This is a genomic window from Terrabacter lapilli (assembly GCF_039531305.1).
GTDB classification, from domain to species: domain Bacteria; phylum Actinomycetota; class Actinomycetes; order Actinomycetales; family Dermatophilaceae; genus Terrabacter; species Terrabacter lapilli.
This window is the reverse complement of record NZ_BAAAPU010000004.1, coordinates 203,855-215,697: the sequence shown is the minus strand read 5'-3', so window position 1 is coordinate 215,697 and position 11,843 is coordinate 203,855. Positions and strand designations below refer to the sequence as shown.

General features: G+C 71.8%; 8 protein-coding genes. 6 read left to right on the top strand and 2 right to left on the bottom strand.

The genetic code is table 11. From position 1 onward, the window contains the following. Positions 1–3 precede the first annotated feature (3 nt). Positions 4–1,005: a magnesium and cobalt transport protein CorA gene (locus ABD241_RS07175; protein ID WP_344059921.1), complete on the bottom strand. Its 1,002-nt coding sequence runs from the start codon at positions 1,003–1,005 to the stop codon at positions 4–6. A gap of 85 nt (positions 1,006–1,090) precedes the next feature. Here ABD241_RS07175 and ABD241_RS07170 point away from each other — a divergent pair, with 85 nt between their 5' ends. The 5 genes from ABD241_RS07170 to ABD241_RS07150 all read left to right on the top strand — a co-directional run bounded on the left by ABD241_RS07170 (position 1,091) and on the right by ABD241_RS07150 (position 6,790). Beyond that, on the top strand, positions 1,091–1,822 hold the full coding sequence (locus ABD241_RS07170; RefSeq protein WP_344059919.1) for an MSMEG_4193 family putative phosphomutase: 732 nt from the start codon (positions 1,091–1,093) through the stop codon (positions 1,820–1,822). 10 nt (positions 1,823–1,832) lie between these two features. Next, on the top strand, positions 1,833–2,378 hold the full coding sequence (locus ABD241_RS07165) for a DUF3090 family protein (RefSeq protein ID WP_142185359.1): 546 nt from the start codon (positions 1,833–1,835) through the stop codon (positions 2,376–2,378). Next, positions 2,362–3,171 (top strand): SCO1664 family protein, encoded by an 810-nt coding sequence (locus tag ABD241_RS07160; RefSeq protein ID WP_344059916.1) that lies wholly within the window; start codon positions 2,362–2,364, stop codon positions 3,169–3,171. The genes ABD241_RS07165 and ABD241_RS07160 overlap by 17 nt, the downstream gene beginning before the upstream one ends. 62 nt (positions 3,172–3,233) lie before the next feature. After that, a complete protein-coding gene (gene mshC / locus ABD241_RS07155; protein ID WP_344059914.1) occupies positions 3,234–4,490 on the top strand; it encodes a cysteine--1-D-myo-inosityl 2-amino-2-deoxy-alpha-D-glucopyranoside ligase in 1,257 nt (418 codons plus the stop codon). 86 nt (positions 4,491–4,576) lie between these two features. Continuing rightward, on the top strand, positions 4,577–6,790 hold the full coding sequence (locus tag ABD241_RS07150; RefSeq protein ID WP_344059912.1) for an FUSC family protein: 2,214 nt from the start codon (positions 4,577–4,579) through the stop codon (positions 6,788–6,790). Positions 6,791–6,884: 94 nt separating this feature from the next. On the opposite strand, the gene ABD241_RS07145 is transcribed toward ABD241_RS07150, so the two are convergent. Next, positions 6,885–7,739 carry a PAC2 family protein gene (locus ABD241_RS07145; protein ID WP_344059910.1) on the bottom strand — a complete coding sequence of 285 codons (855 nt, stop codon included), beginning with the start codon at positions 7,737–7,739 and terminating at the stop codon, positions 6,885–6,887. Positions 7,740–8,006: 267 nt separating this feature from the next. On the opposite strand from ABD241_RS07145, the gene metH reads away from it, so the two are divergent. Next, positions 8,007–11,792 (top strand): methionine synthase, encoded by a 3,786-nt coding sequence (gene metH / locus ABD241_RS07140; RefSeq protein WP_425580715.1) that lies wholly within the window; start codon positions 8,007–8,009, stop codon positions 11,790–11,792. Positions 11,793–11,843: the final 51 nt, after the last annotated feature.

Genomic DNA, 11,843 nt, shown 5'->3' with positions numbered 1-11,843 from the left:
CACCTACAGCCAACCCGAACGCTTGAACGCCCGGTAGAGCCCGATGCAGGCGCCGGCCATGACGGCGACCGCGACGAAATAGCCGTAGTAGACCTCGCGGCCGCCCACGTGGACGCTCGCCTCCAACTCGGGGATGTACTGGAAGTTCATGCCGTAGATGCCGGCGATCATCGTCGGCACGGCGGCGATGGCGACCCAGGCGGAGATGCGGCGCATGTCCTCGTTCTGCTTCACCCCGACGCTGGCGAGATGGGCCGAGAGGACGTCGGTCAGCAGCCGGTCGTAGGACTCGACGTGGTCGTTGACGAGGCGCAGGTGGTCGGCCACGTCGCGGAAGAACGGTAGGAGCTCCTTCCCGACGCCGCCGCCTCGCACGGGGTCCATGAAGTGAGCCAGCGTGTCGGTCAACGGCTGGCTGGCGCGGCGGAACTCGAGCACCTCCCGCTTGAGCCGGTAGATCGTGTTGGCGTCGCCGCCCGCGTCGGAGGCGAAGACCTGCTCCTCGATCTGCTCGAGGTCCTGGCGCACCTCCCGGTCGACGACCGTGTAGTTGTCGACCACCGAGTCCATGACGGCGTGCAGCACCGTCATGGGCCCGAGGCGCAGCCGCTTGGGCATGGCCTCGAGACGCTGGCGCACCTCGGCCAGCGGGTTGCCCTGGCCGTGGCGCACCGTCACGACGAAACGGTCCCCGATGAAGAGCATCACCTCGCCGGTCTCGATGTCGCTCGTGGCCTCGATGTAGCGCAGCGTCTTCAGGACGACGAAGAGCGATGACTCGTACTTCTCGATCTTGGCCCGCTGGTGCCCCTTGACGGCGTCCTCGACGGCGAGCGGATGCAGCTGCAGCTCCTCGTCGACGAGGGCGAACTCCTGGTCGGTCGGGTCCTCGAGCCCGATCCAGAGGAAGCCGTCCTGCTGCAGGCGCAGGGCGTCCAGCTCGTCGCTGAGGTCGCCGCACCCCTGGCGACGGCCGTTGCGGTAGATGGCCTTGTCCACGATCACAGGGCTACTCCACCACGTTCGGCGGCATCAGTCGCGGATGCCGGACGAGCGGGCCGGCGGCCGGGCCCGGACTAGGGTGGCCAACGTGCCCACCGTTCTCTTCGTGCGCCACGGGCGCTCCACGTCGAACACCGCCGGAACCCTCGCGGGCTGGATGCCGGGGGTCTTCCTCGACGAGACGGGGGAGGCCCAGGCCGCCGCGGTGGGGCACCGGATCGCGGCCGCCGTGCTGCCGGTCGCCGAGGTCGTCAGCTCACCGCTCGACCGGTGCGTCCAGACGGCAGACCTGCTCGCAGCCGCCCTCCCGGACCACGTCGGCCGGAGCGTCCACCCCGGCCTGGGTGAGTGCCGTTACGGCGCCTGGACGGGCCGCCCGATCTCAGAGCTGGCCAAGGAAGAGCTCTGGAAGGTCGTCCAGGACCGACCCAGCGAGGCGCGCTTCCCCGACTCGGCGGCATACCCGGGGGAGTCGATGGTCGAGATGCAGGACCGGGCCCTGCAGGCCGTGCGCGAGACGGACGCGCGCATCCTCGAGACCCACGGCAAGGACGCGATCTGGGTGGCGGTCTCGCACGGCGACGTCATCAAGTCGATCCTGTCCCACGCGACGGGCGCACACCTGGACGACTTCCAGCGCATCCACGTCGACCCCGCCTCCGTGAGCGTCGTGCACTACACGAGCCGCAAGCCGTTCGTGCTGCGGCTCAACGACGTCGGCGGGGACCTCGCGGGCCTCCGACCGCCCGAGAAACCGGCCACCGAGGAGGGCGACGCGGTGGTGGGCGGCGGCGCCGGAACGACCCCGGCCGTCGGATAGGGTCGGGAGCATGACGGTCCAGGACTTCGATCCCGCTGACCGGTTCGTCGCCGGGACGGTCGGCCCCGCCGGCCAGCGGGCCTTCTACCTCCAGGCGAGCACCGGCCCCCTCGTGGTCACCGTGGGCGTCGAGAAGCAGCAGGTCTCCATCCTCGCCGACCGCATCAACGACGTCCTCGACCAGCTGGCTCCCGCCGAGGCGGTCGAGCCCGGCGAGCCCGGCGGCGTCGCAGAGGACACCGAGCCGCTGCAGACGCCGTTCGACGAGGACTGGCGCGTCCAGACCCTGTCCCTCGCGTGGGACGAGGACCGCCAGAAGCTCGTCATCGAGTGCCACGACCACGACCCCGACGAGGTCGACGAGGAGTCCGACGACGAGGTGAGCCTGCTGGCGCGCAACTCCATCCGGGTGAGCCTCAGCCCGGCGGAGGCCCGCGCCTTCGCGCGACGCAGCACCGCCCTGGTGGCGGCCGGCCGTCCGCCGTGCCCCTTCTGCGGCAACCCGCTCGACCCCACGGGCCACATCTGCCCGCGGGCCAATGGCTACAAGCGCTGACCTCACTCCGTCGGCGGTCGACCTGACCGGCGAGATCGAGGTGCTCGGCAGGGTGGCGGACTCGTCCAACCTCGCCGTCATCGCGCGCGTCTCGACGCTGCCCGGCGGTCACGTCATCTACAAGCCGGTCCGAGGGGAACGGCCGCTGTGGGACTTCCCCGACGGCACCCTCGCCGGGCGTGAGGTGGCGGCCCACGTCGTGTCCCAGCTGGGTGGCTGGGACGTCGTGCCGCCGACGGTGCTGCGGGACGGCCCACTCGGGCCCGGGTCGGTCCAGCTCTGGATCGGCGACCCCTTCGACCCCGTCTCCGACGACGTCGTCGTCGACCTCGTCCCCGAGGGGCACACTCCCGAGGGCTGGCACGAGGTGCTGGACGGCGAGACGCCCGGGGGCCGGAGCGTCACGGTCGTGCACTCCGGCGCCGAGGACGTGCGGTCGCTGGCGGTGCTCGACGCGGCGCTCAACAACTCCGACCGCAAGGGCTCGCACTGCCTGCGTGACCGCGACGGCCGACTCTGGGCCATCGACCACGGGGTGACCTTCTCACCGACGCCGAAGCTGCGCACGGTGCTGTGGGGCTGGGCCGGCGAGCCGCTCACCGACGCGGACCGCGAGCGCCTGCAGCGACTTCGCGCCGCCCTCGACGACGACGCGGACCGGGCTCGGCTGCTCGCCCTGCTGCCCGCGGCCGACGTCGAGGCGCTGGCGCTGCGGGTGGTCCGGCTCCTCGAACGCGGGGTCCACCCCTACCCGAGTCGCGACTGGCCCTCGGTGCCCTGGCCGCCGCTCTGAGCCCTTCCCGGCGGCGGTCGACCGGTCCGGAGCGCACGAGAGGGCCGGGATAGAGTCGGCGCGTGAGAAGCTGGCCGACGCCGTTCATCCCCAAGGTTCCGGGCAGCGCCCCCGAAGTGCTCGTGCGCGACACCGCCTCCGGCGAGCTGGTCCAGGCCGCCCGTGGCGAGCAGGTGACGCTCTACGTCTGCGGCATCACGCCGTACGACGCCACGCACATGGGGCACGCCGCGACGTACGTGACGTTCGACCTGCTCGGCCGGGTGCTGCGCGACAACGGCCACAGCGTGCGCTACGTGCAGAACATCACCGACATCGACGACCCCCTGCTCGAGCGGGCCGAGCGCGACGGCATCGACTGGCGCGACCTCGCGACGCGGGAGATCGCGCTGTTCCGCGAGGACATGACGGCTCTCGCGGTCATCCCGCCCGACGAGTACCTCGGCGCCGTCGAGAGCATCCCCACGTTCGTCCCTCCCATCGAGAAGCTCGTCGCCGACGGGTGGGCGTATGCCGTGCCGGCGCCGGACGCGTCCCGCGAGGGTGCGTGCGACTACTACTTCGACGTGGCCCGCGACCCCCGGTTCGGCTCGGTGAGCCACCTCGACGAGGCCGGGATGATGGAGGTCTTCGCCGAGCGCGGGGGAGACCCCGACCGCCCCGGGAAGCGCAACCGCCTCGACGCCCTGCTGTGGCGGGCCCACCGCGAGGGCGAGCCGGAGTGGGACGGTGGCAGTCTCGGCCCGGGCCGGCCGGGCTGGCACATCGAGTGCGCCTGCATCGCCATGGACCACCTCGGCATCCCCGTCGACGTGCAGGGCGGTGGCACCGACCTTGTCTTCCCGCACCACGAGATGAGCTCGGCGCACGGACGGGCGCTCAGCGGGTCGAGCTCCTTCGCCGGCGCCTTCGTCCACCAGGGCATGGTCGGACTCGACGGCGAGAAGATGAGCAAGAGCAGGGGCAACCTCGTCCTCGTCTCGCAGCTGCGCAAGCAGGGCGTGGACCCCATGGCGATCCGTCTCGCCCTGCTGGCGCGCCACCACGCGCACGACTGGGTGTGGACCGACGGCCAGCTCGCCGAGGCCCAGCAGCGCCTCGAGACCTGGCGTGAGGCGCTGTCCGGCAACGGTGGCCCGGTCGCCGACCAGACGGTCGACGACATGCGGGCCGCCCTCGCCGACGACCTCGACAGCCCTCGGGCGCTCGAGGCGGTCGATCGGTGGGCCAGCCAGGCACTCAGCCGCGGCGGCGACGACCCGGGCGCACCCGGCATACTGGGTCGGGCGCTCGACGCCCTGCTCGGCGTCCGGCTCTGACTCGCCGCTCGCCCGGGATGCGCCCGGTCGGGCATGGTGGTTCCCGGCCCCGTGGGTCGCGGCGGCCTCGGGAAGGATCGTCTCTCGTGCACCCCTCCACCGCGGAAGGCTGGTCACGGGTGCTGCCCCAGCTGGGGGCAGGCCGGGTCAGGACGGGCCTGCGCGACGCCCGCGACCGCCTGGTTGCCTCCGACCCGGGACTCTTCCGGCTGCGCCGGGGGCTCAACGCCGTCCTCGCAGTCGGCACGACGGTGGTCGTCGAGCTCGCGTTCGCCCGAGCGCTCGGTGCACCCGCGACCCTGGCGGTGCTGCTCGGCGCGATCGTCGCCATGCTCGTGTCCACGTCGGTCAGCGAGCCCTCCCGGGCGACCACGCTCACGACGATGGCCGGTGTGCCGCTCGCCGCCGGGCTCGGCGCGACGCTGGGCGTGGTCACCTCGAGGCAGCACTGGCTCGGTCTGGCGACCTTCGTGGTGATCTCCTTCGTCGCGGTCTGGGTGCGGCGCTTCGGTCCGCGCTGGTTCACCTACGGCTTCCTGGCGTGGCAGGGCTTCTTCTTCGCGCTGTTCCTGCACCCGCCGCTCGTGGCCCTGCCGTTCATGCTCGGTGCCGTCGTCGTCGCCTCGGCCTGGGTGGGGCTGTTGCTGCTCACGGTGCTGCGCGACAACCCGCGGGTGCGCCTGCGCCGCACCGTGGAGGCGTTGCGAGCCCGTGCCCGTGCCGGCATCGCCGCGATGCTCGACGTGCTGAACGAGCCCGACGCGCCCGGACCCCAGCGCCGCCTGCGCACGCAGCTCGTCCAGCTGTCGGAGATCGCCCTGCTGATGGACGGCCAGCTGGCCGACCCCCGTGCCGTCCCCGCGGGCCTGCGGCGAGGGCAGGTGCGCCGGTGGACGGTCGACCTCGAGATCGCCATGGACGAGGCGGCAGCCGCCGTCGTCGACCTCGCGCGACACAAGCCGGACCTGCCGGAAGGGCTGGTCCGGGACATCGGCGACCTGCTGCGGTCGCTCGGGTGGGGCGCGGGCCACGAGGCGCATCGGCGGGTCGCCACCCTCGAGGCGCAGGTGACCACGCACACGCCCGCGATCCGACGGCTCACGTGGTCCGCGGCGGACCTGCTGCGCCTGGTGGAGCAGTGGGATGCCGGACACCTGGACGACCCCGTGGCCCACCGCGCGAACGCCGAGGACCTGCTCGACCGGACCGCGGCCGACGCCGACTTCGAGCCGGTCGTCACGCTGTTCGCCGGCAACCTGCCGGGCTCGGCAGTCGTGGCCTCGAGCCTGCTGGAGGACCAGGCCGGCAGGCGCTGGTCGTCGACCCGGTTGCAGCTGACGACCCGTCAGGCGGTGCAGGCGGCGACGGCGGCCGCGCTGGCGATCGTCGTCGGCGAGGTCATCTCGCCGCAGCGCTACTACTGGGCCGTCATCACCGCCTTCATCGCCTTCACCGGCGCCTCCAACACCGGGGAGACGCTGCGGCGCAGCGTCGCCCGGGTGGCCGGAACCATGGCCGGCCTCGTCGGGGCGATCGGTCTGGCCCACCTGACGACGGGGCACCCGCCGGCCGCGCTCGCGGTGCTGTTCGCCAGCATCTTCCTGGCCTTCTACGTCCAGCAGCTGTCGTACGCCGCCATGATCTTCTTCATCACCCTGCTCCTCGGGCAGATGTACACCTTGCTCAACACCTTCACCGACGCGGTGCTCGTGCTTCGGCTGGAGGAGACGGCGGCAGGTGCGGTGATCGGCGTGGCCGTCTCGGTGCTCGTGCTGCCGACCGGCACGCGTGCGACGGCCCGGGCGGCCCGCTCGGGATTCCTGCACCGACTGGCGGACCTGCTGGACGGATGCGCCGAGCACCTGCGCCTCGAGCACGGTGCCGACCTGCTGGCCCTGACCGTGGAGCTCGACTCGTGGGGCCGGCAGGTGGTCAACACCTACCGTGCGGTCGCCCGCGGCGGCCTGGTCGGGGTGGACCGCGGTCGGCTGCGCCACCGGCTCAGCGTCCTCGGCGCTTGCGGGTCGCACGCACGGGCCCTCGCGGCGATGCTGACCTCGTCCGAGATCGCGTCCCCTGAGCTCTCCACCGCGTGCGGCGAGCTCGCCGCGCAGTCGCGCAGCCTCGCGGAGATCGGATCCCTTCCCGCGCCCGCGAAGCCGGCCGCCGCGGTGGTGCAGGCGCGCGAGCGCGTCAGCTCGTCCGTGGCGGCCCTGGCCGACGCGGACCCTCGGACCGGGTCGGCCAGCATCCACATCGGGCGGCTGGCCGACGCCCTGACCCTGCTCGCCACCCCCTGAATGCGTCCTTGAGAGGGCCCCTCAGCGGGGCGCCCGAGGCCACCCGGCGCGGACGGCATACGGCTGCGGGTGAGGGCCACGCCCCAGAGCGGGCTCAGCGACCGGGCTGGTCGTCGTCGCGGCCGCGCAGGTAGCGCTCGAACTCCCGGGCGATCGCGTCGCCGCTCGCCTCTGGCAGCTCGGCCGTGTCCTGAGCCTCCTCGAGGGACTGGACGTACTCGGCGACCTCCTCGTCCGACTGCGCCAGCTCGTCGACCCCGCGCTCCCAGGCGCGGGCGTTCTCCTCGAGCTCGCCGTGCGGCACGGTGATGCCGAGGAGGGACTCGATGCGGCGCAGCAGGCTGAGCGTCGCCTTGGGCGAGGGCGCCCCGCCGGCGTAGTGCGGCACCGCGGCCCAGGCCGAGACGGTCGGGACGCCGGACTCGGTGGCGGTGTGGGTCAGCACGCCGACGATGCCCGTCGGCCCCTCGTAGCGGGAGGCCTCGACGTCGAACCGGTGGATGGCCGCCTCGTCCTCGGCCGTCGCGGTCACCGGGATGGGACGCGTGTGCGGGACGTCGGCGAGTAGTGCGCCGACCGTGACGATCGTCGTCACGCCCAGCTGCTCGGCGAGCTCGAGCAGCTCGAGGGAGAAGGCACGCCACCGCATCGACGGCTCGATGCCCTGCACCAGCACGACGTCGCGCTCGAAGCCGGTCTCGGTGGCGACGAGGATGCGGGTGGTCGGCCAGCTGAGCAGTCGCCGGCCGTCCTCGAGGGACACGCGGGGACGGTTGACCTGGAAGTCGTAGTAGTCCTCGGGGTCGAAGGCCGCCACCACCTCGGCACCCCACACGTCGGCCAGGTGACGGACGGCGCTCGTGGCCGCCTCACCGGCGTCGTTCCAGCCCTCGAAGGCCGCGATGAGCACCGGGTCGGTCAGCTCCGGCACGTCCTCGAACTCCAGCACGTCTTCTCCTTCACCGTGCGCGCGGTCGCGCCCACCCCATCAGCCTAGGTCCTGCCGGTGCCGCGGGGCCCGCGACGGGGACGGCGCGTCCCCCGTCACGTCCCCGGTGTCCGCGGACCTCCCCCTTCGTGCCGGTATGCCGGCTGCCGGGTATGCCGCCCCGGGTGACCGCAGTGCGGGCTGGCGGCGCATCGGCGCGAGACGCTCCGTAGAATCAGCGCGGTCCCGTCATACGGCGCGAAACCCGTGCCGCCGAGAGGAGCCACGTTGTCCCAGTCGCTGCAGCGACCCGACGCCACCGAGAGCCTGACCACGAGCCTCGGTCAGCGCATCATGATCCTCGACGGCGCGATGGGCACGGCCATCCAGCGGGACCGTCCCGACGAGGCCGGCTACCGCGGCGAACGCTTCGCCGACTGGCCGACCGACGTGCAGGGCAACAACGACCTGCTGACGCTGACGGCGCCCGAGATCATCGCCGGCATCCACCGCGAGTACCTCGAGGCCGGCGCGGACATCATCGAGACCAACACGTTCAACGCCAACGCGATCTCCCTGTCGGACTACGGCATGGAGGAGCTGGCCTACGAGCTCAACCACGCGGCCGCGGCCCTGGCCCGTCGCGAGGCCGACGCGATGACGGCTCGCACCCCCGAGCGACCGCGCTACGTCGCCGGGGCGCTCGGGCCGACGACGCGTACGGCCTCCATCTCGCCCGACGTGAACGACCCCGGGGCACGCAACGTCTCCTACGACCAGCTCGTCGCCGCCTACCTCGAGGCGGCCCGGGGCCTGGTCGACGGCGGCAGCGACCTCATCTTCATCGAGACCATCTTCGACACCCTCAACGCCAAGGCTGCGATCTTCGCCGTCGAGACGCTCTTCGAGGAGCAGGGTCGGCGCTGGCCGGTCGTCGTCTCCGGCACCATCACCGACGCCTCCGGGCGCACGCTCTCCGGCCAGGTGACCGAGGCGTTCTGGAACTCGGTCCGGCACGTGGCGCCCTTGGCCGTCGGCCTCAACTGCGCGCTCGGCGCCAAGGAGATGCGGCCCTACATCGCCGAGATGTCGCGTCTCGCCGACTGCTTCGTGTCCTGCTACCCGAACGCCGGCCTGCCCAACGCCTTCGGCGAGTACGACGAGGCGCCCGACGAGACGGCCGCGATCGTCGGCGAGTTCGCCGAGGCCGGCCTGGTCAACCTCGTCGGCGGCTGCTGCGGCACCACCCCCGAGCACATCGCCGCCATCGCCAAGGCCGTCGACGGGAAGGCGGTGCGTGAGTTCGGCCCGGCCCAGCCGGCCATGCGCCTCTCCGGGCTCGAGCCGTTCACCATCACCGAGGACAGCCTCTTCGTCAACGTCGGCGAGCGCACCAACATCACCGGCTCGGCACGCTTCCGCAAGCTCATCAAGGACGGCGACTACGACACGGCACTGTCCGTGGCGGCCCAGCAGGTCGAGAGCGGCGCGCAGGTCATCGACGTCAACATGGACGAGGGGATGATCGACGGCGTCGCGGCCATGGACCGCTTCCTCAAGCTCGTGGCGAGCGAGCCGGACATCAGCCGGGTGCCCGTCATGGTCGACTCCTCCAAGTGGGAGGTCATCGAGGCCGGCCTGAAGTGCGTGCAGGGCAAGGCGATCGTCAACTCCATCTCCCTCAAGGAGGGGGAGGAGCGCTTCCTCGAGCAGGCCCGCCTCGTGCGCAAGTACGGCGCGGCCGCGGTCGTCATGGCCTTCGACGAGGACGGCCAGGCCGACTCGCTGGAGCGGCGCAAGCAGATCTGCTCACGCGCGTACCGCCTGCTGGTCGACGAGGTCGGCTTCCCGGCCGAGGACATCATCTTCGACCCCAACGTCTTCGCCGTCGCGACCGGCATCGAGGAGCACGCCTCCTACGGCCTGGACTTCATCGAGGCGACCCGCTGGATCAAGGAGAACCTCCCGGGGGCCAAGGTCTCCGGCGGCATCTCCAACGTCTCGTTCAGCTTCCGCGGCAACAACCCGGTGCGCGAGGCGATCCACGCCGTCTTCCTCTTCCACGCCATCGCGGCGGGCCTCGACATGGGCATCGTCAACGCCGGGGCCCTCGCCGTCTACGACGAGGTCGACCCGGAGCTGCGCGAGCGCATCGAGGACGTCATCCTCAACCGCCGGCCCGACGCCGCCGAGCGCCTGCTCGAGATCGCCGAGGAGTACAACAAGACCGGCCAGGCGGCCGAGGTGAGCGAGGAGGAGTGGCGCGCCCTGCCCATCGGCGAGCGCATCACCCACTCCCTCGTCAAGGGCATCGACGCGCACATCGAGGCCGACACCGAGGTGCTGCGGGCCGAGATCGAGGCGCGCGGCGGCCGTCCCATCGAGGTCATCGAGGGCCCGCTCATGGACGGCATGAACGTGGTCGGCGACCTCTTCGGCGCCGGCAAGATGTTCCTGCCGCAGGTGGTCAAGAGCGCCCGCGTCATGAAGAAGGCCGTCGCCTACCTCATCCCGTTCATCGAGCAGGAGAAGATCGACGACCCCTCGCTGGCCACGGAGAAGGACACCAACGGCACGATCGTCATGGCGACGGTCAAGGGCGACGTCCACGACATCGGCAAGAACATCGTCGGCGTGGTCCTGCAGTGCAACAACTACGAGGTCATCGACCTCGGCGTCATGGTGCCCGCGCAGAAGATCCTCGACGCCGCCAGGGAGCACGACGCCGACATCATCGGCCTCTCCGGCCTCATCACGCCCTCGCTCGACGAGATGGTCGGTTTCGCCGCCGAGATGCAGCGCCAGGGCATGTCCATCCCGCTGCTCATCGGCGGTGCGACGACCTCGCGCGCGCACACCGCGGTCAAGGTCGACCAGCGCTACGACGGGCCGGTGGTCTGGGTCAAGGATGCGTCCCGCTCCGTGCCGACGGCCGCGGCCCTGCTCAGCGACGAGCTGCGCCCGAAACTGATGGCCAAGGTCAAGGAGGACTACGACTCCCTCCGCGCCCGGCACGCGGGCAAGCACGAGCGGCCGCTGCTCACGCTCGAACAGGCCCGCGAGCGCCGCACCCCGATGGAGTGGGGCGGCTACCACCCGCCGCACCCGCACCTGCTGCTGCAGCAGGACCACGACGTCTCCTCGATCACCCGCTCGCGCGGGACGGCCCAGCACGTCAAGGTCTTCCACGACTATCCGCTCGACGAGCTGCGCCGCTACATCGACTGGCAGCCGTTCTTCAACGCCTGGGAGCTCAAGGGCAGCTTCCCCGACATCCTCAACAACCCCGCCAGCGGGCAGGCCGCCCGCAAGCTCTACGACGACGCGCAGGCCATGCTCGACCGGATCGTCGAGGAGCGCTGGCTCACGGCCAAGGGCGTCATCGGGTTCTTCCCGGCCAACGGGGTCGGCGACGACGTCGAGGTCTACCACGACGAGGACCGCACCCAGCCGCTCGCCGTGCTGCACCACCTGCGCCAGCAGGGCGAGCACCGCGCGGGCGTTCCGAACCGGTCGCTGGCCGACTACGTCGCGCCGAAGGGCACGACGAAGGACTGGGTCGGTGGCTTCGCGGTGACCGCGGGCCTCGGCGCCGCCGAGCGCGTGGCGCAGTTCCGCGCCTCCCTCGACGACTACGACGCGATCCTGCTCGAGTCGCTCGCCGACCGCCTGGCCGAGGCCTTCGCCGAGCGGCTGCACGAGCGCGTCCGCAAGGAGTTCTGGGGGTATGCCCCCGACGAGCACCTCGACAACGTCGCCCTGATCAAGGAGCAGTACGCCGGCATCCGCCCGGCCCCGGGCTACCCGGCGTGTCCCGAGCACACCGAGAAGGAGACGCTCTGGCGCCTGCTCGACGTGGAGCGCAACACCGGCATCACCCTGACCGAGAGCATGGCCATGGCGCCGGGCGCCTCGGTGTCGGGGTGGTACTTCTCCCACCCGGACTCGCAGTACTTCGTCGTCGGCCGGCTCGGCCGCGACCAGGTGCAGGACTACGCCGACCGCAAGGGCTGGACCCTCGCGCAGGCTGAGCGGTGGCTGTCCGCCAACCTCGCCTACGACCCGGAGGACTGACGTCGTGAGCCTCTCGCACGCAGCCGGCGGAGCGCCCGCCACGGCGGACCA

Coding starts and splice junctions, on each gene's coding strand:
- ABD241_RS07165 (WP_142185359.1), top strand. CDS start 1,833: ATGACGGTCCAGGACTTCGATCCCGCTGACCGGTTCGTCGCCGGGACG.
- ABD241_RS07160 (WP_344059916.1), top strand. CDS start 2,362: ATGGCTACAAGCGCTGACCTCACTCCGTCGGCGGTCGACCTGACCGGC.